Genomic DNA, 21926 nt, shown 5'->3' on the forward strand with positions numbered 1-21926 from the left:
CTTTTTATCGACATTCGCGTGATATGACCGACTCCAGTCTCTCCGCAAGCCCTTCGAGCTTGAAAATCTACTTCCGCCTGCTCGGCTATGTCCGGCCCTACATCAGTCTGTTTCTGATCAGCATCGTCGGATTTCTGATTTTCGCTTCGACGCAGCCAATGCTCGGCTACATCCTCAAGTACTTCGTCGACGGCTTGTCCAACCCCGAGGCGGTGCTGTTTCCAACCGTGCCTTACCTGCGTGACCTGCAACTGCTGCAGGCGGTGCCGCTGCTGATCATCCTGATCGCCGCATGGCAGGGGCTGGGATCTTATCTGGGCAACTACTTTCTGGCCAAGGTTTCCCTCGGGCTGGTGCATGATTTGCGTGTGCAGTTGTTCAACAACCTGCTGGTTTTGCCTAATCGGTATTTCGACAAGCATAACTCGGGTCATCTGATTTCGCGTATCACCTTCAACGTGACGATGGTCACCGGGGCGGCCACAGATGCGATCAAGGTCGTAATCCGTGAAGGCATGACAGTGATCTTCCTGTTCGCCTCGCTGCTGTTCATGAACTGGAAGCTGACCCTGGTGATGGTTGCGATCCTGCCGTTGATCGCCGTGATGGTGCGTACCGCCAGCAAGAAATTCCGCAAGCAGAGCAAGAAAATCCAGCTGGCCATGGGCGATGTGACGCATGTGGCGTCGGAAACCATCCAGGGTTATCGCGTTGTGCGCAGCTTCGGCGGCGAAGTCTACGAAGAAAAACGCTTCTACGATGCCAGTCAGGGCAACACTGACAAGCAACTGCGCATGACCCGTACCGGCGCCATCTACACGCCGTTGCTGCAACTGGTGATCTACAGCGCCATGGCGGTGCTGATGTTCCTGGTGCTGTACCTGCGCGGCGATGCGTCGGCCGGTGACATGGTCGCCTACATCACCCTGGCCGGTCTGCTGCCCAAGCCAATCCGTCAATTGTCCGAAGTCAGCTCGACCATCCAGAAAGGTGTGGCGGGTGCCGAGAGCATCTTCGAGCAACTGGACGTCGCGCCTGAAATCGATACGGGCACCGTCGAGCGCGATGCCGTCAGTGGTCGTCTGGACGTGCGCAACTTGAGCTTCACTTACCCTGATACCGATCGCCAGGTGCTCGATGACATCAGTTTCTCGGTCGAGCCGGGGCAAATGGTCGCGCTGGTCGGGCGTTCGGGCAGCGGCAAGTCGACGCTGGCCAACCTGATTCCGCGCTTCTATCACCACGACAAGGGCGAGATCCTGATCGATGGCGTTGAAGTGGAGCAGTACAAACTGCTGAACCTGCGCAAGCACATCGCCCAGGTGACCCAGCACGTGACCCTGTTCAGCGACACCGTGGCCAACAACATCGCCTACGGCGACCTGGCTGGCGCACCCCGTGAAGACATCGAAAAAGCGGCGAGAGACGCTTATGCGATGGACTTCATCGAGCAGTTGCCCGAAGGCCTGGATACTCAGGTCGGCGAGAACGGGGTGTTGCTGTCCGGCGGTCAGCGCCAGCGTCTGGCGATTGCACGGGCCCTGTTGAAGAACGCTCCGTTGCTGATTCTCGACGAGGCCACTTCAGCCCTCGATACCGAGTCCGAGCGGCATATTCAGGCCGCACTGGACCAGGTCATGAAAGGCCGGACCACCCTGGTGATCGCTCACCGGTTGTCGACCATCGAGAAGGCGGACCTGATTCTGGTCATGGACCAGGGGCGGATCGTCGAGCGCGGCACCCATGCCGAACTCCTGGCGCACAACGGTTACTACGCCCGGCTGAATGCCATGGGCCTGGACGCCCCGGCGGAAGACATCGCCTGACCTTTGTTCACCGGGCGTGCAATGCGCCCGGTGATTTGTATCAAGTCCCTTACCCTTCTTGACCAAACCTGAATAAAACTGCGCACCCTGCTTGTTAAGGTTCCTGAACGAACTTTGACTTCAATCGAGAGGGTCATCCCTTTCGCGCGGGTGCTGCCATGTTGCAACGTTATCTCTGGAAACTCCTGCCCAAACCGCAACGTGCCTTCCTGTTGGGGCGTCTGTCGGTGGTGGACCGTCAGGTGGTGAACAAGTCTATGTCGGCCAATCTGCGTTTTCCCCTAGCCTTCGAGCAACGTTCCTGCCTGTTCATCCACGTCCCCAAGTGTGCCGGAAGCAGCGTCTGTGCGGCGCTGTTCGATGACTGGAGCCCGGGACATTTGCCGTTGTACTGGTACGAGCAGCAATTCCCCGAGCAGTTCGCCGCCAGTTTCAAATTCGCTTTCGTTCGCGATCCTTTGGAAAGGGCTTACTCGGCCTACGCTTTTCTGCGGGGCAACGAGTTGGGGCGGCGCGATCACGCGGCGCAGAAACTGGTCAGCCACTACCGCGACTTCGACGACTTTGTCGGGCGCTGGCTGCACCCGGAAACGATCCAGCGGCAACTGCATTTCGCCGCGCAAACGGATTTCCTCACCGATTCCCTGGGGCGCCTTGCCTTGGACTTCATGGGATACCAGGAACATCTGGAGCGGGATTTCCAGCTGGCCTGCGAACAGTTGGGCCACTCGGCGGTGCTGCCGCACGTCAACAGTTCCCGGCAGCGGCAGACAATGCAGGCCCGCGACTTCTGCTCGGTTCGTACCCGTCGGCTCGTGCGGCGCGCGTACCAGCGTGATTACGAGATGCTCGGTTATGAATGAGGCGCTGTCGATGCCGGTTTGCGCGATCAGACCCTATGCTTTGTCGCTGCCGAATGAAGCCAGGGCCTCGATCAAATCCCAACGACCGCGTTGCCTCTGGCTGACGGGGTTGTCCGGGGCGGGCAAATCGACGTTGGCCAATGCCCTTGAGGTGCTGCTCAATCAGCACGGGCTGCACACATTTCTTCTCGATGGCGACAACCTGCGCGATGGGCTGTGCCGTGATCTGGGAATGGGAGCGGACTGCCGCCGGGAAAACATCCGGCGCATGGCCGAGGTGGCGCGGCTGATGGTCGATGCCGGTCTGATTGTGATCGTTGCGGCGATCTCTCCCTTTCGCGCCGAGCGTGAGGCCGCACGCCGGTTGTTCGCCGAGGGCGATTTCATTGAAGTGTATGTCAGCACGCCGTTCGCGGTGTGTGCGCAACGCGACCCGAAAGGTTTGTATCAAGCGGCACGGGAGGGGCGCATCAAGGACTTCACTGGCATCGACAGCCCATACGAGGCGCCGCTGTCGGCCGAATGCGAGATCGATACCGAGGAGCTGGACTTGGCAGACGCTTGCCTTCGGCTAACGGCATTTTTGCTCAATAAATGAACAGTTTTGCCCGGCGAATCATCCCGTTGCAGCCGTCGCGCAAGCCAGCGCCAACCCTGTGGTAATATCGCGCCCCTGTTCATTTTGTATGTGGGTTGCTCCATGAAGTTGTCCATGCCGCGATTCGATCAAGCCCCTGTCTTGGTGGTCGGCGATGTCATGCTCGACCGTTACTGGCATGGTGGTACCTCACGGATTTCCCCTGAGGCGCCGGTACCGGTAGTCAAGGTCGAGCAAATCGAGGACCGCCCGGGCGGTGCCGCCAACGTTGCGTTGAACATTGCCGCTCTCGGCGCACCAGCTTCGCTGGTCGGCGTGACGGGCGACGATGAAGCTGCCGACAGCCTGGCCAATAGCCTTAAGGGCGCTGGCGTACGGGCGTTGTTCCAACGCATCGCGCACCAGCCGACCATCGTCAAGCTGCGGGTCATGAGTCGTCACCAGCAACTGCTGCGTATCGACTTCGAAGAACCCTTCGCCACTGACGCCCTCGCGCTTGGCGAGCAAGTCGACGAACTGCTCGAAGGCATCAAGGTGCTGGTGCTGTCCGACTACGGCAAAGGCGCGCTGAAAAACCATCAGGTGCTGATCCAGGCCGCCCGTGCCCGTGGCATTCCGGTGCTGGCCGATCCAAAAGGCAAGGATTTCTCGATTTATCGTGGTGCAAGCCTGATCACGCCGAACCTCAGCGAGTTCGAAACCATCGTCGGCGGCTGCGCCGATGAGCACGAACTGGTGAGCAAGGGCGCGCAGTTGATGCACGACCTCGACCTCGGCGCGTTGCTGGTGACCCGTGGCGAACACGGCATGACTTTGCTGCGCCCGGATCATCCGGCGCTGCACCTGCCTGCCCGTGCACGTGAAGTGTTCGACGTGACCGGTGCTGGCGACACGGTGATTTCCACCTTGGCGGCGGCGATTGCCGCAGGCGAAGAACTGCCCCACGCGGTGGCCCTGGCGAACCTGGCGGCGGGCATCGTCGTCGGCAAACTCGGTACGGCAGCGATCAGCGCCCCGGAACTGCGTCGTGCCATCCAGCGTGAAGAAGGCTCCGAGCGCGGTGTGCTGGGCCTTGAGCAGTTGTTGCTGGCGGTCGACGATGCGCGTGCGCATAAAGAGAAGATTGTCTTCACCAACGGCTGCTTCGACATCCTGCACGCCGGCCATGTGACCTACCTCGAGCAGGCGCGCGCCCAAGGAGATCGACTGATTGTCGCGGTCAACGACGATGCGTCGGTCAGCCGCCTGAAAGGGCCGGGTCGTCCGATCAACAGCGTCGACCGTCGCATGGCTGTATTGGCGGGTCTGGGTGCTGTGGATTGGGTCATCAGCTTCCCTGAAGGCACGCCGGAAAACCTGCTGCGCGAGGTCAAGCCGGACGTGCTGGTCAAGGGCGGGGATTACGGGATCGACCAGGTGGTCGGCGCGGACATCGTGACCGCTTACGGCGGAACCGTGAAAGTGCTGGGGCTGGTGGCAAACAGCTCGACCACCGCGATTGTCGAGAAAATCCGCAAGTCTGAGTGATGCCATAAAAGATCGCAGCCTCGTTTCACTCGACAGCTCCTACAGGGAATCGGATCTCATGTAGGAGCTGTCGAGTGAAACGAGGCTGCGATTTCTTGCTTCTAAGAGCTGACTTTCTTGCGCGGCACAATTTTCTTCAGCAGTAGCTTCGCCTTCCCACGCAACCGCGCTAAACTGGAATCCTTCCCCGGCAAGCTCAACCCCTGCTGCCGTACCCAATCCTTCCAGCGTATCCGTTCATCGCGCACCAGCCAGCCTTCCTGCTGGGAAAAGCTCTCCGCCAGATACAACCCGCGCGTACTCGCCGGGTACAGCTGATCCTTTTTCAAGGTGTACAGCTCGGCCATCGGCTGGCCGTCCTGCAGTGGCATCAAATACAGATCGGGGCGTTTGCGATCGAGCCGGGCCACCAGTTGATCGCCTTCCAGCCGCTCATCGACATGAAACAAGCTCAGGGACTTGGCTTCCTTGGGCACGTCCAGGCGCAAGTCATAGATCAATTGCAGTGACGCCGTTGGCAAATGCACGTAGGCCCGAGGACGTTCGATCAACTGCATCTTGGCGCAACGCACCGGCCGCGCCGAGCCAGACAGCGGCGTCAGGCGAAAGGGCAGCGCCTCGCGATAATGCAGCGCGGACGAGTAGGGCGCCGGCAGCCAAGTGTCATTGAAACGTCCGCCGAGCCAGCCTTCCGGGGTTTCCAGCAGGCACTCTTCGGCAATTTCCTGGATCGCCGTGTGCAGCGGCAGGTTCAGCTCGTGGGCCGGCACGTAACCGGAGATCAGCTTGAGCACCACATCGCCGCGGTCTTGGCGGCGCTGACGCACCAACACCCAGTAATCGCGATTTTGCCAATGCAGGGTCAGGCGCACCGAGACCCCGAGGTTGGCCAGTTCCAGGGCGAAGCGCTCAGTGTCGGGCACCGTCACCGGGCGGCGACGTTGCAGGGTCTGGGAGAAATTGAGCGGCATCCCGACGCTCTGGTAACTCAAGCCTTCGGGAGTCGCTTCGACGTACAACGGCAGGGTCTTGAAGTTGCTCGGGTTCTTTCTTATGAGCGTACGCGGCATGTCGGCTCCTGCTTAAGGCCGCGTGGGCGGCATCAGTTTCTACGTAGGACCTGGGCAACGGTCGCGACGTTATGGGCGAGGTGCAGCGGATTGATGGTCCCGACAATAGCACTGGCAACGCCCGGATGTTCAAACAACAACTCGAAGCTGGCGCGCACCGGGTCCACACCCGGACTCAGGCAGACGTGACCGCTGGCGAGGGCTTTCTTGACCAGAATGGCTTTACCGTGAGCAGCAGCATAGTCAATGACCGGCTTCTCGCTCTGTTCGTTCAGATTGTAGGTGACCATGGCGCAATCACCTTGTTCTAGAGCCTTCAAACCGCCTTCGACGGTTTTCCCGGAAAAACCGAAGCCGCGGATCTTGCCTTCGGCCTTGAGCGCGGCGAGGGTCGCGTAGACCTCGCTGTCATTGAGGATCGCCAGGTCGTTGCCGTCGGAGTGCACAAGCACCAGGTCGATAACATCCGTTTCCAGGCGTTGCAGGCTGCGCTCCACTGAACGTCGGGTGTGGGCGGCGCTGAAATCGTGGCTCGACTGGCCGTCGGCAAACTCTTCGCCGACCTTGCTGACGATCACCCACTCCTGACGCTGCCCTCGCAGCAATGGGCCGAGGCGCTCTTCGCTGCGGCCATAAGCCGGGGCGGTGTCGATCAGGTTGATGCCCATGTCACGTGCGAGTTTGAGCAGCATGCGTGCTTCGTCGTCGCCGGGAATCTGGAAGCCGTTGGGGTATTTCACCCCTTGATCGCGGCCCAGTTTTACCGTGCCCAGGCCCAGAGGCGAAACCAGCAGGCCAGTGCTACCCAGGGGGCGATGCAGGTCGTGCAGGGTCTTTACGCTCATGGCAGCAGTTGCTCCCAGGCCGGAATGCAAATAGGTGGTTTTGGCAGATCGGGCAACGGCGCCGGATGGCTTGGCTGGATGCCGTCGCGCTGCAAAGACGTGATAACCCGGTCGGCAAAGTCCGGCGCCAGCGCCAGTTTGGTCGGCCAACCGACCAGCAGCCGGCCTTCTTCGGCAAGGAATGCATTGTCGGGACGGGTCAGTCCCGATTGCAGCGGTTCGGCGCGATCCACGCGCAAAGTCGCCCATTGCGCGGTGCTCAGGTCGATCCATGGCAGCAGCTGGCCGAGTTCTTTCTGCGCGGTGGCGATTTGCTCGGCCGGTTCGCGGGCAACCCCTTCGGCTTCGGCGATATCGCCGCCCATGTACCAGACCCATTGGCCATCGGCAGCAGGATGGGTGGTCACGGTCAGGCGCGGTTTGGTGCCGCCGCCCAGGCAGTGCGCGTACAGCGGTTTGAGACCTGGGCCTTTGGCGATGATCATGTGCAATGGCCGGCGCTGCATGGCCGGCTGGCTCAACCCCAGGGCTTCGAGCAGCGCCGCCGTGCCGGCACCGGCGCTGAGCACGATGCGCTGGGCGCGGATCTCGCGCTCGTCGACCTTCAGGCCCACCAGCACGCCGCCTTCCAGCAACGGTTCGATCGTCTGACCGGCGAGCAGGCCATCACCGGCCAGATCGGCCAGGCGCTGAATCAGGCTCGGCACGTCGATCACCAGTTCTGCCAATCGGTAAACCTTGCCCTTGAAGCGCTTGTCCTGCAGGGCCGGCGGCAGTTGGTCGCCCTTGACCTGATCGACACGGCCGCGCACCGCTTTGCTGGCGAAGAAGCTGGTGAGGTTGCCGGCGAGGGTGCCCGGGGACCAGAGGTAATGCGCTTCGGAGAGCAGGCGCACGCCGGACAGATCCAGCTCGCCGTCACCGGCCAACGCTTCACGCCAGCGGCGCGGCATGTCGGCGATGGCTTCCGAGGCGCCGGTCAAGGCGCCATGCAGCGCGTACTTGGCGCCGCCGTGGATGATGCCCTGGGACTTCACACTCTGCCCGCCGCCCAGGCTGGCGCTTTCCACCAGCACGGTCGAAAAACCCTGGCGGCGCAGGCGCGCATTCAGCCAGAGGCCGGCGACACCAGCGCCGACAATCAGAACGTCGGTGGAAATAACGGATGGCATGCAGCGACCTCAGTGTTCAAGACGAGGGCGCAGTATACAGACTCGAAGATTGGAGGTTTTATTGCTGATCAACAGAGGCTATACGCAGGACCTGTGGCGAGGGAGCTTGCTCCCGTTGGGTCGCGAAGCGGCCCCAAAATCTAACGATGCGGTTATTCAGATAAACCGCATCAGGCTATTTACGACTGCTTCGCAGCCGAGCGGGAGCAAGCTCCCTCGCCACAGGGGATTGGTGGTGCCAGTTAGTGCCCCGCGGTTTTGGAGAAGAGCTGGATGACCACGACACCCAGCACGATGAGCGCCATTCCGAGCATCGCAGGCACATCCAGTTTCTGCCCATAGATAAACAGCGCCGCGACGCTGACCATCACAATCCCCATGCCCGCCCATACCGCGTAAGCCACACCCACCGGAACGCTGCGCACCACCAGGGTCAGCATCCAGAAGGCAATCCCGTAACCGACAATCACCAGAATCAGCGGCAGCGGGGTGCTGAAGCCTTTGACGGCTTTCATCGAAACGGTCGCGATCACTTCGGCGCAGATGGCAATGGCCAGGTAGTAGTAAGCGGTCATAGGTGCATCCTCATGTGAAGTGTTGCTCTCTGAGGTCGGCATTTTAGAGATTCTCCAGATGCGGTAAAGTCATTACCTATCTGTTTTGAAGATGGGTTGTCTCATGAGTACGCAATGGAATCTGGAACAGCTGCGCTTGTTTGTCAGCGTAGCGGAGCAGCGTTCGTTTTCCGCCGTGGCGCGGGATCAGCGCAAGGCGCAGTCGGCGGTCAGCAGTTCGATTGCGCTGCTGGAGGAGGACCTCGGCGTCTGCCTGTTCGATCGCAGCAGCGGTCGTCAGCCGAAACTCACCGAGGCCGGCAATGCCTTGCTGGAAGAGGCGCGCGAGGTCTTGCGCCAGTGCGAACGCCTGAACGGTCGGGCACTGGCGATGATGCGCGGGCAGGAAGCGCGTTTGCGCGTGGCTCAGGATGAGGCGATGCCCTATCAGCCGATCATCGAAAGCTTCGAGGCTCTGGCAGAGAAATTTCCCAGCCTCGAAGTGCAGCTGACCAGCGCCGCCCAAGGTGATGTGGCGCGCAAACTGGTGGAGCGTCGGGCCGATCTGGGGCTGCTGTTTTATCACGACCAGATTCCCGAAGCGCTTGAGCGCCGGGTGCTGGGCAGCGTCGAGATGGTCACCGTGTGCGGCGTCGGTCATCCGCTGGCGAAACAGGCGCAAGTTGATTGTCAGCAACTGGCGCAGCATCGTCAGTTGCTGATGTCCACGCAGTCCAGTGTTTATCCCGGCAGCGAGCCGGCCAGCCCGCAGGTCTGGCGGGCCGACAGTTTCTACGTGATGGCTGAATGGCTGGTGCGCGGCCTCGGTTGGGCCTGGCTACCGCGCCACGTGGTGCAATACCCGGCGTATCAGGACCTGATGATCGAGCTGGACAGCGAATGGACCCCGCCGGCGCTGGTCGTGGAACTGGTCTGGCGTCGCGACGAACCCCTCGGCCCGGCGGCTCGCTGGCTGGCTGAACGTTTTGCCGTGCACTTGCAGGCGATTGGTGAAAAAACCGATAAACTCCGCCGCCATGAATAGAACTCTCTACACCGCGCTGTTTTACCTGGGGCTGCCATTGGTAGCGATTCGGCTGTGGCTGCGTTCGCGCAAGGCGCCGGCGTATGCCAAACGCATTGGCGAACGTTTTTCCCTTGGCTTGCCGGTGATGAAACCGGGCGGCATTTGGGTGCACGCGGTGTCCGTGGGCGAGAGCATTGCCGCGGCGCCGATGATTCGCGCCTTGCTGCAACGTTATCCACAGCTGCCGATTACCGTGACCTGCATGACCCCGACCGGTTCGGAGCGCATCCACGCTCTGTTTGCCAACGAGCCGCGCATCCAGCACTGCTATTTGCCTTACGACTTGCCGTGCGCGGCGGCGCGGTTTCTTGAGCGGGTCCAGCCGAAACTGGCGGTGATCATGGAGACCGAACTGTGGCCGAACCACATCCATCAGTGCGCCAGACGCGGGATTCCGGTGGCGTTGGCCAATGCGCGATTGTCCGAGCGTTCGGCCAAGGGTTATGGCCGCTTCCGCAAACTCACCCAGCCGATGCTGGCCGAGATGAGCCTGTTCGCCGTGCAGACCGAAACCGAGGCCCAGCGTTTCCGTGACTTGGGTGCGCGTACGGACACCGTCGAAGTGACCGGCTCGATCAAGTTCGACCTGACCATCGACCCTGCATTGCTCCAGCGTGCCACCGAGTTGCGTGAGCAATGGCAGACGCAGGAACGCCCGGTGTGGGTCGCCGCGAGCACTCACGAAGGTGAAGACGACGTAGTGCTGGCGGCCCATCGTCAGTTGCTGGCCAATCATCCTGATGCCTTGCTGATCCTGGTGCCGCGGCATCCGGAGCGCTTCAATTCGGTGTTCGAGTTGTGCCGGCAGCAGGGATTCGCCACGGTGCGTCGTTCTTCCGGCGAGCCGGTCACGGCAAATACTTCGGTGCTGCTGGGCGACACCATGGGTGAGTTGCTGTTTCTTTACGCCCTGGCGGACAGCGCATTTGTCGGCGGCAGCCTGGTACCGAACGGCGGGCATAACCTGCTGGAACCGGCGGCGCTGGCCAAACCGGTACTGAGCGGCCCGCACCTGTTCAACTTCCTCGAAATCGCCGCGCAATTGCGCAGCGCCGGGGCGTTGCAGGAAGTGGAAGATGCCGAAGGCCTGGCGCTGGCGGTGCAGCGGCTGTTCGAATTGCCGCGCGATGCGCAGCGGATGGCGGAAGCAGGGTTGAAAGTGATGCGCACCAATCAGGGCGCGTTGCAGCGGTTGCTGGATGGGTTGGGGCGGTTGATCAACTGACTGACTCCTGTGGCGAGGGAGCTTGCTCCCGCTCGGCTGCGAAGCAGTCGTCAGTCCGGATTTCTCGGTGTGTCAGGAAACTCTGAGTTGCCGGAGTTGGGGCCGCTTCGCAGCCCAGCGGGAGCAAGCTCCCTCGCCACAGAACTGCTGTCTATTGCGTTGGATTAGCCTTCAACTGCGCCGCCGCAGCCTTGGCCAGATCCGGCGGCAAGAAGTCCTTGTCCGGGTTGTAGTCGGCCTTGAGATAACGCGCCAGGTCCTGCAAATCCCCCGGGTTCAACGTGCCGGCGGCCTGCTTCAGGCGCAGGTTGTCGAGGATGTAGTCGTAGCGCGTGTTGTTGTAGTTGCGCACTGAGGTGTACAGCTGGCGCTGGGCGTCCAGCACATCGACGATGTTTCGTGTGCCCACCTGATAACCGATTTCGGTCGCTTCCACCGCGCTCTGGTTGGAGATGATCGACTGCTTGCGCGCCTGCACCTGTTCAACGTCAGTGTTCACCGCGCGATGCAGGTTACGGGTGTTTTCCACCACCTGGCGACGCAGGGATTCACGCTGCTGCTCGGACTGATCCAGCTGTGCATACGATTGGCGCACCTGGGAGTTGATCAGGCCACCGCTGTAGATCGGGATGTTCAGTTGCAGGCCCACCGTCGTTTGCTCGACGTTGCCACCATAAGGTTGGCCAAAGGCATTCGGGTTGCTGAAGCCCAAGGCGTCGTTATCACCTTTCTCGTACTTGGCCACGGCGTCGACGGTGGGTGCGTGTCCAGCCTTGCGCTGCTTGAGCGTTTCCTCGGCAGCACTGACGGCGTAGTTGCTGGCCAGCAGGTTGAGGTTCTGTCTCGCCGCCGTGTCGACCCAGGACTTGGCGTCGTTCGGCGCCGGCGGCAGGATCGGCAGGGTGTGGACGATGCCCTGGATCGAGTTGTACTGACGGTTGGTCAGGGTGATCAGCGCTTCGAACGCGTCATCCACCTGGCGCTGGGCGACGATCCGGTTGGCCCGTGCAGTGTCGTAGCTGGCTTGCGATTGCAGCACATCGGTCTTGTCCGACAAGCCGACATCGAAGCGTTCGTTGGACTGATCGAGCTGGCGTTTGAACGCGGCTTCTTCGGCCTTGGTCGAGGCCAGGTTGTCCTGGCTGCGCAGCACGTTGAAGTAGCTTTCGGCGGTTTGCAGGATCAGGTTCTGTTCAGTTGCCGAGAGTTGCAACGCGGCCTGTTCGTTGACGTCCTTCGCGGCCTGGAACTGGAACCAGCGGTCGGCACGGAACAGCGGTTGAGCCAACGTCGCTTGATAGGAATGAGCGTTACGGTTGGCGGTGGCCGAAGGCTGATCGATCGAGGTGCGCACGTTGGCGAGTTCGGCACCGCCCGAGAGATTGGGCAGCAGCCCGGCACGGGCCTGGGGCACCACTTCTTTCTGGGCGCCGTATTGGGCGCGGGCGGCAGCCAGGTCGGCGTTGTTGTCCACCGCTTCCTGGTAGACGCTGACCAGATCAGTCTTGGTCGATAAGGGCGCTTCTGCTGCCCAGGCCATTCCATTGGACGCACAAGACACGGCAAGGGCCAGTGAGAGTTTGCGCAGCATGAGGCCATCCCTAAAAATTACGCTGATAATTTGAGCGCCAAGGCTACGGCGCGGCCCATACAGCGTCAAGGCGCAGCATGGCTTGGCGAGTGTAGTTGTCGCCACGCACGGCAACAATCCTGTAATTGCGCCATTCATCATGGTGTTTGCCGCGGTGTTGGCGTTCTTTGCCAGTTGTGTCTAGACTGGCCGGGTTCTTGTCGGGGTGCCTTGCTATGAGGCTGAGATCGAATAATTTCGGATCCCGTTGAACCTGATCAGGTTAGCGCCTGCGTAGGGAACAAGATTTCTCGTCACCCGGCGAGTCCTCTTGTGCTTCGTCCGGGATGTTGTTCGACAATCGAACACCCCTCGAGTACTGAGCACAGCACCAACGGCTTCGTTATGGCTGATTGGTCGCGTCCATTCGTTACAGGTTCGCTCCGACAAAATTCCACTGCCTGGATGCTGTCTGGAGAGCCCGTGATGACGATAAAACTAAAAAACACTACGAACCTGAGTGACTCGGCCCAAGTCGATCAACAATCGGTTCAACCGTTTACCCGCTCGCAAAAAATCTATGTCCAGGGTTCTCGCCCGGACATCCTCGTGCCGATGCGCGAAATCAGCCTCGACGTGACCCCGACCGACTTCGGCGGCGAGATCAACGCGCCCGTAGTTGTGTACGACACCTCGGGTCCGTACACCGACCCCAACGTCATCATCGACGTGCGCAAAGGCTTGGCCGATGTGCGTTCGCCGTGGATCGAGTCCCGTGGCGACACCGAGCGCCTGCCCGGCCTGAGTTCGAACTTCGGCCAGGAACGTCTTGCCGATGCCGAGCTGACCAAGCTGCGTTTCGCCCACGTGAACAACCCGCGCCGCGCCAAGGCCGGGGCCAACGTCAGCCAGATGCACTACGCCCGCAAAGGCATCATCACCGCCGAGATGGAATACGTCGCCATCCGCGAAAACATGAAGCTCGAAGTGGCTCGCGCTGCCGGGCTGCTGGACCAGCAACACGCCGGTCACAGCTTCGGCGCCAGCGTGCCGAAAATCATCACCCCTGAATTTGTCCGTGACGAGATCGCTCGTGGTCGCGCGATCATTCCGGCCAACATCAACCACACCGAACTGGAACCGATGATCATCGGCCGTAACTTCCTGGTGAAGATCAACGGCAACATCGGCAACAGCGCTTTGGGTTCGTCCATCGAAGAAGAAGTGGCGAAACTGACCTGGGGCATTCGCTGGGGTTCGGACACGGTCATGGACTTGTCCACCGGCAAGCACATCCACGAAACCCGCGAGTGGATCATCCGCAACTCGCCGGTGCCGATCGGTACGGTGCCGATTTATCAGGCCCTGGAAAAAGTCGGCGGCGCAGCCGAAGACCTGACCTGGGAGCTGTTCCGCGACACGCTGATCGAACAGGCGGAGCAGGGCGTCGACTACTTCACCATCCACGCCGGTGTGTTGCTGCGCTACGTGCCGCTGACCGCCAAACGCGTGACCGGCATCGTCTCCCGCGGTGGTTCGATCATGGCCAAGTGGTGCCTGGCGCATCACAAGGAAAACTTCCTCTACACCCATTTCGAAGACATCTGCGAAATCATGAAGGCCTACGACGTCAGCTTCTCGCTGGGCGATGGCCTGCGTCCGGGCTCGATTGCCGACGCCAACGACGCCGCGCAATTCGGTGAGCTGGAAACCCTCGGCGAGCTGACCAAGATTGCCTGGAAGCACGACGTGCAATGCATGATCGAAGGCCCGGGCCACGTGCCGATGCAGTTGATCAAAGAGAACATGGACAAGCAGCTGGAATGCTGCGACGAGGCGCCGTTCTACACCCTCGGCCCGCTGACCACCGACATCGCGCCGGGCTACGATCACATCACCTCCGGTATCGGTGCGGCGATGATCGGCTGGTTCGGTTGCGCCATGCTCTGCTACGTCACGCCGAAGGAACACTTGGGCCTGCCGAACAAGGATGACGTGAAGACCGGGATCATCACCTACAAGATCGCCGCGCATGCCGCCGATCTGGCCAAGGGGCATCCGGGCGCGCAGATTCGCGACAATGCCTTGAGCAAGGCGCGTTTCGAATTTCGTTGGGAAGACCAGTTCAACCTGGGCCTTGATCCGGATACCGCGCGTTCGTATCACGATGAAACCCTGCCGAAGGATTCGGCCAAGGTCGCGCATTTCTGTTCCATGTGCGGGCCGAAATTCTGCTCGATGAAGATCACCCAGGAAGTCCGCGAATATGCGGCCAACCAGCGCATCGAAACCGTCGACGCCGAAGTCGCCCAGGGATTGGCGGAACAGGCCGAGCGGTTCAAGCAGGAAGGCAGTCAGCTGTACAAGAAGGTTTGATCTGACCTGAAAAGGTGGGGCCTGCACAGGCCCCATCGCCAGCAGGCTGGCTCCCACATTGGATCTGTGGCGCTCACAAGTCCCCTGTGGGAGCCAGCCTGCTGGCGATAGCGATCAACACAACAAAAAATGTCCCTCTGAGATAACACCCTTGAGCATTCAACCCAGCACTTATTCCCCTGACATCGCGGTGCCAATCGACAAACGTGTCTTCGGCGGTCGCGATCTGTTTTCCCTGTGGTTCTCCCTCGGCATCGGCCTGATGGTGCTGCAGACCGGCGCCTTGCTCGCGCCAGGTCTGGGCCTGTCGGGCTCGTTGCTGGCGATCTTCCTCGGCACGCTGGTCGGCGTTCTGCTGCTGGCCGCTGTCGGCGTGATCGGCAGCGACACCGGCTTGTCGTCGATGGCCGCGCTCAAACTCAGCCTCGGCAAACATGGCGCAAGCCTGCCGGCGGTGCTGAACCTGTTGCAACTGATCGGTTGGGGCTCGTTCGAAATCATCGTGATGCGCGACGCCGCCAGCCTGCTCGGCGCGCGGGCGTTCAGCGAAGGCAGCCTGCTGTCGAATCCGCTGCTCTGGACTCTGTTCTTCGGTGGTCTGGCGACTTTGCTGGCTGTGAGCGGTCCGTTGACATTCGTCCGTCAGATCCTGCGCAAGTGGGGCATCTGGCTGCTGCTGGCCGCGTGCATCTGGCTGACCTGGAACCTGTTCGCCAAAGCCGATCTCGCCGCATTGTGGGCGCAGGCCGGTGACGGTTCGATGCCGTTCGCCGTGGGCTTCGACATTGCCATCGCCATGCCGCTGTCGTGGCTGCCGCTGATTGCCGACTACTCGCGTTTCGGCAAGCGTGCGAAAAACGTCTTCGGCGGCACGGCGATTGGTTTCTTTATCGGTAACTTCTGGCTGATGAGCCTTGGCGTGGCTTACACCCTGGCGTTCGCGCCGAGCGGTGAAGTGAATGCCTTGCTGTTGGCATTGGCCGGTGCCGGCCTGGGGATTCCGCTGCTGCTGATTCTGCTGGACGAGTCGGAAAACGCCTTCGCCGATATTCATTCGGCGGCGGTTTCCAGCGGGATTCTGTTGCGCTTGAAAGTCGAGCATCTGGCATTGGCGATTGGTGTGATCTGCACTCTGATCGCTTGCCTGGCGCCGTTGGCCCAGTACCAGAACTTTCTGCTGTTGATCGGTTCGGTGTTCGCGCCGCTGTTCGGCGTGGTGCTGGTGGATCACTTCATCCTGCGCAAACGCAGTGCTCAGGTGGCGTCAGCCGCATTGCGCTGGCCGGCGCTGCTCGCCTGGTTGGGCGGGGTGAGCACTTATCACTTGCTGGCGAATCTGTATCCGGACATCGGCGCAACCCTGCCGTCGTTGATTCTGGCAGGGTTGCTCCAGCTGGTGCTGGGCCGGGCCTTCAGTTACGGCCGGGAAACAGCTCGGGCTTGAGAATGCCATTCAGGCGTGGGTAGGGGATCTTCAGTTCGACGTGGCCCAGCGCGTAAGGCGCCATGGTGCTGGTTTCGTACTTGAGGATCACCCCGCCGTAGGTCAGCGCCACGTTCTGGGTTTTCTGGAAATGCCATTCCTTCAGGAACTCCGGTTCCTGATCGAGCTTGGTGCTGATCAGCCAGCTGTTGTGCGCCACTTGCGCGGCTTTCCAGAACGCCTCTTCCTGCCCCGGCACCAACATGTCGGACAAGGTCAGCACTTTATGCTGCTGGCGCGAATAGTTGATGAAACTGCGGCCCGGTGTGCCATGCGCGCCGCCGGTGTCCAGGTAGCTGGAAAATTCGACGATCACCAAGCCGTCATGCTGCTCACGTACCTTGGCTTGCAGGTAGCTGCTGTTGCGTGGGCCGGCGGTACGCAAAAACTCATCGCGATAGGCCGCCAGCGTCGGTGCCGCAGGGGCGTCGGGCGAGGTGCGGGTCATTTGCAGCAGGCGTTTTTCGATAATGCCGTCCAGTTGAGGCTCGTCCGGGAAGCGTAGCGTATCGATATTCACCAGTGGGCATTCAGGTGTCGTGCAACCCGGTTTCAGTGTTTCGGTGGCGTCGCGGGTGGTTTCCAGCGGCGCCCGGTAGTTGGGTTGGAACAAGCTCTGGCAGGCGCCCAGGGTCAGGGCGATTGCGGCCACGGAGGCGATTTTAAAAAGCGACATGGGCGTCCTTCATAAAACAGGGAAAGGCAAAAAGTTATCCGCTTCGACTCTCAACGAAGCAGTCAGTTCGCCACTAAGCTAATTAGAGTTGGTTTCGCCCTCACCGTCTATCTCGCTGACGGAAAGGGGCTGCATCAAACGGCGCGAGCGCGTTAGGATGGCGCGAAGTCGAGGTTGCAAGTAACAAAAAGCAACCTCCTCACGGATTTGCAGTAAACGAGGATTGTCATGACTGATTTTGCCAACGCCATTCCGACCGCCGTTGATATCGTTCGGCGCGAAAAGTGCTACGAGGGCTTCTACAAGCTCGATCGTGTGCACTTGCGCCACGAGTTGTTCGCCGGTGGCATGAGTCGCGAGATCAATCGTGAAGTGTTTGTTCGCCATGATGCGGTGTGCGTGCTGCCGTACGATCCGCAGCGCGATGAAGTGGTGCTGATCGAGCAGTTTCGCGTCGGCGCCATGGGCAAGACCGACAACCCGTGGCTGATCGAGCTGGTCGCCGGTCTGATCGACAAGGATGAAGTACCGGAAGAAGTTGCTCACCGCGAAGCGCAGGAGGAAGCTGGGCTTGTGTTCGGGGCGCTCTGGCCGATGACCAAATACTTTCCATCGCCGGGCGGCAGCAACGAATTTGTGCACTTGTACCTGGGGCGTTGCGACAGCACCGGAGTCGGCGGCCTGCATGGGCTGGAGGAAGAAGCTGAAGATATCCGCGTCACGGTCTGGGCGTTCGAAGATGCCCTGCAGGCCGTACGCGACGGACGAATTGCCAACGCGCCAAGCATCATTGCCTTGCAATGGTTGGCCTTGAACCGCGCTGAAGTGAGGGGGCTATGGTCGTAAACAAGTTGCGCGATCGGTACAGGGTGGACCTTGTGGGGCTGCAAGCCTCTTGCGAGGCCAACTACGCGCGCCTGATGCGACTGCTGCCGGACATGCGCAACGAACCGGAGGCTCGGCGCATTGCCGTGACCCACGGTGACCAGATGCTTGGCGTACTGGCCCTCGAAGTACTGCAAGTCTGCCCGTACACAACGACCCTGCAGGTGCGCCAGGAACACAGCTTGCCGTGGCTGCCGGTGCCGCAACTGGAAGTGCAGGTCTATCACGATGCGTGCATGGCCGAAGTGGTCAGCGCCGAACATGCGCGACGCTTTCGCGGCATCTATCCTTACCCGAATGCCTCGATGCATCAGCCCGATGAAAAGGCCCAGTTGAATATGTTCCTGGGTGAATGGCTGAGCCATTGTCTGGCGTGTGGGCATGAGTACGCCGTCGTCCGTTAACCGTTCATGCCTGACAGTCTTGTTTTTGACTTCTGTAGGAGTATTCCGCATGCATTGTGGGAATGGTCTCCGAGTTTTGTAGCACCTGTAATTAACCCCTGACTCTTTCCTCTAGCGGCTACGTCCATCGCACATCGCGAGGCGCTAGTCAGGGGAATGGGTGTATGAAAATCGGGATTGTCGGGGCTGGCTGGAACGGTTCCCACTGTGCACTGGAATTGATGAGCGCGGGCCATCAAGTCGTATTGCTGGAGAAGCACCCGGACATTTTTCAGGGCGTTTCCGGCGACTTCGGGATCCGCTTGCACAAGGGGCCACATTACCCTCGCTCGAAGACCACAAGGGACAGTTGCCTGGAGGCGTTTGATCGTTTCTGTGCGGCGTATCCCGAGTTGGTGGTCGCTCACGAGTCTGCGATCTATGCGCAAGGCACGACGGATGCGCTGGGTTTGCGCTCCAAGGTGAGCAACGACACCTTTGCCAAGGTGTGCCATGAATCCCCCGAGTGTCGCGAAGTGGACATGAGTGCCAATGGCTTGGAGGCACTGGAAGCCGCGTTCAATCTCGATGAGCCGAGCGTGGTATTGGGCGATCGACTTCGCCGCTTTTTCCGCGACAAACTGGCTGCGGCGGGCGTTGAGGTGCAGACGGGTTTCAGTGTCGAGAAAATCATCCGTAGCGCAGGCCAGAGCCTCGTATACAGGGATGACGGGAGTTGCCTGGCGTTTGATCTGGTGATCAACACGACGGGGTTCCAATCGTTGCTTCCTGCCTTCTTTGAACGGGATTTCCCGTTTGATGTGGAGGTGGTTTACCAGCCTTGCCTCGCGCTGTGCTACGAAGACCAACAGCCGAGTGAAAAACCGCTTTCATTTATCGTGATGGACGGATGGTTTCCGTGCCTGATGCCCGCCGTCACGACCCATGAACCTTATCCCGCCGACTACATTCTTACGCATGGCAGCTACACCATCATGGGCTCGTTCTCCACGGCCAGGGAGGCAGATGCGCTGCTTGAAGAACTGACCGAAGACTTCATCGAGTCGACGGTCAAGGCATTGACCGAGGCTCAGATGTGTCGATTCTGGCCCGGTTTTCTCCAGCGCTTCCACTACACCGGCTGGAAGGGGGCCGTGCTGGCGAAACTGAAAACCCGGTCCGAGTTCCGCAGCGCCATTACGTTCGAGCAGGACGGCGTGATTTACGTTTTTCCGGGCAAGGTCAGCAACGTGTTCAATGCTGCTGACGAGGTACTGGCCCTGATTGCCAATCAACGGTGTATCGATCAGAACGGATTCAGGTATGTGGAGGAGGGCGTTCTGGACATCGCGCGCCGGGAAATCCAGCACAAACCCGGAGCCGGCGAGGAGAGCACCTGTAACTTGCAAACGTACTCACTGTTGCGTGGACAGAAAGACGCGTGTTGATGACAGACGGCAAAAAATAAAGTGTCATATGTGTGAACTCTCCCGCGTCTCCGGTTTGCCGATACGCTGGCCTGCCACCATAATCCACCTACTTTTATCTGACGAACATTGTGCCGAGCATGCCTGATCTTCCCGCTGATGCCCCGGTTTTGCTGGTGCAGCTCTCTGACAGCCATCTGTTTGCCGAAGCGGACGGGACGTTGCTGGGCATGAATACACGGGACAGCCTGCAAAAGGTCATTGAGCTGGTGCGCGTTCAGCAGCCGCAGATTGATTTGATCGTTGCCAGCGGTGATTTGTCTCAGGACGGGACGCTGGAGTCTTATCAGTTGTTTCGTGACCTGACCCGTCAGCTCGATGCGCCGGCGCGCTGGATTCCTGGCAATCATGATGAGCCGCGGATCATGGCCGAGGCGGCTGTGCAAAGCGCGCTGCTGGAGCCGGTGGTGGATCTCGGTAACTGGCGGGTCACTTTGCTGGATTCGGCGGTGCCGGGGTCGGTGCCGGGGTTTTTGCTGGATGAGCAGTTGCAGTTGCTGGCGCGTTCGTTGAGTGAGGCGCCGGAGCGGCATCATCTGGTGTGTTTTCACCATCATCCGGTGTCGATCGGCTGCTTGTGGATGGAGCCGATCGGGTTGCGTAATCCTGAGGCCTTGTTTGCGGTGCTGGATCGCTTTCCGCAGGTGCGTGCTGTTTTGTGGGGGCATGTGCATCAGGAGGTTGATCAGGAGCGCAATGGGGTGCGGTTGATTGCTTCGCCTTCGACGTGCATTCAGTTTGAGCCTGGGAGTGATGATTTCAAGGTTGGGGAGCAGGCGCCCGGCTACCGCTGGCTGCGGCTTTTGCCTGATGGGCGGTTGGAGACTGGCGTGGAGCGTGTTGTCGGGTTCGATTTTCAGGTTGATTACGGCTCGAACGGGTATTGATCGTTGTGGTCTTGGCGGCCTTCGGGCCGACCAGGTTGTTGTTGATCGGGTACATATCCATTTCTGCGGTAACGGCGGCTGGCGGTTTCGCCCTTACGGCGAGGCACTTTTTTCAAACGCCAAAAAAGTACCCAAAAAGGCTCGCCCCAAACGTCCGGCCCCTCGCCTGGGCTCGGCGTACCTTCGCTCCGGTATCCATCCGGGGACACTGCCCTCCGGTCTGCTTCGCGACCTACATGCAGCGTGTTCGACTGCGTCGAACGGCGCTGCGCGCCACTCCCCGGATGAACACCTCCACTCAGCCTCCCGAAAGGGGCGGGTGGATCAAGATCAAAAGCTGCAGGCGAGCTAACGCTCGGCCTGATGAGTGGTGAAAAGCGAAGCGTATACGCCGGTCCATTGTGGGAGCTGGCCTGCCAGCGATGGCGGCCTGACAGCCGACCAATACTTGCTGATGTAAACCAAACCCTTGTGGGAGTTGGCCTGCCAGCGATGGCGGCCTGACAGCCGACCAGTCTCTTGCTGATGTACACCGAACCCCTGTGGGAGCTGGCCTGCCAGCGGCCTGACAGCCGACCAGTCTCTTGCAGATGTACCCCAACCCTTGTGGGAGCTGGCCTGCCAGCGATGGCGGCCTGACAGCCGACCAGTCTCTTGCAGATGTACCCCGAACCCCTGTGGGAGCTGGCCTGCCAGCGATGACGGCCTGACAGCCGACCGATTTCTTGCAGATGTACACCAACCCCCTGTGGGAGCTGGCCTGCCAGCGATGGCGGCCTGACAGCCGACCAGTCTCTTGCAGATGTACCCCGAACCCCTGTGGGAGCTGGCCTGCCAGCGATGACGGCCTGACAGCCGACCAGTCTCTTGCAGATGTACCCCGAACCCCTGTGGGAGCTGGCCTGCCAGCGATGACGGCCTGAAAGCCGACCAATTTCTTGCAGATGTACACCAACCCCCTGTGGGAGCTGGCCTGCCAGCGATGGCGGCCTGACAGCCGACCAATATCTTGCTGATGTACAAATTCCCTGTGGGAGCGAGCCTGCTCGCGAAGACGGCCTCACTGACGACGCTGTTTAATGGTCAGCAAAAATTTCAGAACCTTCCCACGAAGTTTTCAGGTTGCCCGTCAGACGTGGCTTCACTAGCCTTTTCCCTGTCGCTGACACATTCAGCGATCGGGCTTCGCGGCCCGTTTTCTCAGGCATAATCGCCCCCGCCTAACGACAGCGCTTTCGGCTGACTGTCGTTTCGTGTCATGGCGGCTGTGCGCGGGATACCTTCGGGTATGCCGAGTTGCCAGAGGATCGGTCCGCGAACCTGCGTACAGCTGCCACCCAAATTGCTTCGCGGTAATTTGCAAGTGGCTCCACTCTTCCTCTGGAGTACTACCATGTTCAAACCAACCCCCA

Annotated in this window: 18 protein-coding genes and 1 riboswitch; of the genes, 12 read left to right on the forward strand and 6 right to left on the reverse strand. The window is 60.4% G+C overall.

Translation table 11 applies throughout. The features are described from left to right. Positions 1–23: 23 nt before the first annotated feature. The 4 genes from msbA (at position 24) to hldE (ending at position 4814) form a co-directional block, all read left to right on the forward strand. Complete coding sequence (gene msbA / locus ACA053_RS02365) at positions 24–1826, forward strand: lipid A export permease/ATP-binding protein MsbA (RefSeq protein WP_109627670.1); 1803 nt, start codon at positions 24–26, stop codon at positions 1824–1826. A 158-nt stretch (positions 1827–1984) separates the two neighbouring features. Beyond that, the gene (locus ACA053_RS02370; protein ID WP_497394463.1) at positions 1985–2689 is read left to right on the forward strand and encodes a sulfotransferase family 2 domain-containing protein; all 705 of its coding nucleotides are present in this window, start codon (positions 1985–1987) and stop codon (positions 2687–2689) included. After that, positions 2682–3287, forward strand: coding sequence for an adenylyl-sulfate kinase (cysC, locus tag ACA053_RS02375; RefSeq protein WP_497315166.1), 606 nt, complete (start codon positions 2682–2684; stop codon positions 3285–3287). Before ACA053_RS02370 ends, cysC begins: the two co-directional genes overlap by 8 nt. A gap of 102 nt (positions 3288–3389) precedes the next feature. Then, positions 3390–4814: a bifunctional D-glycero-beta-D-manno-heptose-7-phosphate kinase/D-glycero-beta-D-manno-heptose 1-phosphate adenylyltransferase HldE gene (hldE, locus tag ACA053_RS02380; protein ID WP_131058771.1), complete on the forward strand. Its 1425-nt coding sequence runs from the start codon at positions 3390–3392 to the stop codon at positions 4812–4814. A gap of 101 nt (positions 4815–4915) precedes the next feature. On the opposite strand, the gene ACA053_RS02385 is transcribed toward hldE, so the two are convergent. From ACA053_RS02385 to ACA053_RS02400, 4 genes are all read right to left on the reverse strand, one after another. After that, positions 4916–5884, reverse strand: coding sequence for a metal ABC transporter ATPase (locus tag ACA053_RS02385; RefSeq protein WP_497394464.1), 969 nt, complete (start codon positions 5882–5884; stop codon positions 4916–4918). Positions 5885–5916: 32 nt separating this feature from the next. Further along, on the reverse strand, positions 5917–6729 hold the full coding sequence (locus tag ACA053_RS02390) for an aldo/keto reductase (RefSeq protein WP_497315170.1): 813 nt from the start codon (positions 6727–6729) through the stop codon (positions 5917–5919). Continuing rightward, positions 6726–7901, reverse strand: coding sequence for an NAD(P)/FAD-dependent oxidoreductase (locus ACA053_RS02395; protein WP_497394465.1), 1176 nt, complete (start codon positions 7899–7901; stop codon positions 6726–6728). Before ACA053_RS02395 ends, ACA053_RS02390 begins: the two co-directional genes overlap by 4 nt. Positions 7902–8143: 242 nt before the next feature. Beyond that, positions 8144–8476 (reverse strand): DMT family transporter, encoded by a 333-nt coding sequence (locus ACA053_RS02400; RefSeq protein WP_008027887.1) that lies wholly within the window; start codon positions 8474–8476, stop codon positions 8144–8146. A gap of 103 nt (positions 8477–8579) precedes the next feature. Here ACA053_RS02400 and ACA053_RS02405 point away from each other — a divergent pair, with 103 nt between their 5' ends. Beyond that, positions 8580–9500: a LysR family transcriptional regulator gene (locus ACA053_RS02405; RefSeq protein ID WP_497315174.1), complete on the forward strand. Its 921-nt coding sequence runs from the start codon at positions 8580–8582 to the stop codon at positions 9498–9500. After that, complete coding sequence (gene waaA, locus ACA053_RS02410) at positions 9493–10767, forward strand: lipid IV(A) 3-deoxy-D-manno-octulosonic acid transferase (RefSeq protein WP_497394466.1); 1275 nt, start codon at positions 9493–9495, stop codon at positions 10765–10767. The genes ACA053_RS02405 and waaA overlap by 8 nt, the downstream gene beginning before the upstream one ends. Positions 10768–10918: 151 nt before the next feature. Here waaA and ACA053_RS02415 read toward each other — a convergent pair whose 3' ends face one another. Further along, on the reverse strand, positions 10919–12358 hold the full coding sequence (locus ACA053_RS02415) for a TolC family outer membrane protein (protein WP_109627676.1): 1440 nt from the start codon (positions 12356–12358) through the stop codon (positions 10919–10921). Between the two features lie 191 nt (positions 12359–12549). Then, a riboswitch (TPP riboswitch) is annotated at positions 12550–12655 on the forward strand. A gap of 168 nt (positions 12656–12823) precedes the next feature. On the opposite strand from ACA053_RS02415, the gene thiC reads away from it, so the two are divergent. Then, positions 12824–14713, forward strand: a complete 1890-nt coding sequence (thiC, locus tag ACA053_RS02420; protein ID WP_416740561.1) for a phosphomethylpyrimidine synthase ThiC — start codon at positions 12824–12826, stop codon at positions 14711–14713. A 151-nt stretch (positions 14714–14864) separates the two neighbouring features. Beyond that, the gene (gene cytX / locus ACA053_RS02425) at positions 14865–16157 is read left to right on the forward strand and encodes a putative hydroxymethylpyrimidine transporter CytX (protein ID WP_497394467.1); all 1293 of its coding nucleotides are present in this window, start codon (positions 14865–14867) and stop codon (positions 16155–16157) included. Here the strand turns inward: cytX and ACA053_RS02430 are convergent. Further along, positions 16126–16872 (reverse strand): RsiV family protein, encoded by a 747-nt coding sequence (locus ACA053_RS02430; protein ID WP_497394468.1) that lies wholly within the window; start codon positions 16870–16872, stop codon positions 16126–16128. The genes cytX and ACA053_RS02430 overlap by 32 nt on opposite strands. A 228-nt stretch (positions 16873–17100) precedes the next feature. Here ACA053_RS02430 and ACA053_RS02435 point away from each other — a divergent pair, with 228 nt between their 5' ends. From ACA053_RS02435 to cpdA, 4 genes are all read left to right on the forward strand, one after another. After that, the gene (locus ACA053_RS02435; protein ID WP_010464243.1) at positions 17101–17718 is read left to right on the forward strand and encodes an NUDIX domain-containing protein; all 618 of its coding nucleotides are present in this window, start codon (positions 17101–17103) and stop codon (positions 17716–17718) included. Further along, positions 17709–18161 (forward strand): DUF1249 domain-containing protein, encoded by a 453-nt coding sequence (locus ACA053_RS02440; protein ID WP_008153350.1) that lies wholly within the window; start codon positions 17709–17711, stop codon positions 18159–18161. Before ACA053_RS02435 ends, ACA053_RS02440 begins: the two co-directional genes overlap by 10 nt. A gap of 164 nt (positions 18162–18325) precedes the next feature. Then, the gene (locus ACA053_RS02445) at positions 18326–19588 is read left to right on the forward strand and encodes an FAD-dependent oxidoreductase (RefSeq protein ID WP_497315181.1); all 1263 of its coding nucleotides are present in this window, start codon (positions 18326–18328) and stop codon (positions 19586–19588) included. Between the two features lie 119 nt (positions 19589–19707). Next, complete coding sequence (cpdA, locus tag ACA053_RS02450; RefSeq protein WP_497394469.1) at positions 19708–20514, forward strand: 3',5'-cyclic-AMP phosphodiesterase; 807 nt, start codon at positions 19708–19710, stop codon at positions 20512–20514. The last annotated feature ends 1412 nt before the right edge of the window (positions 20515–21926 follow it).

The sequence above is a fragment of the Pseudomonas sp. LBUM1672 genome (assembly GCF_059695655.1).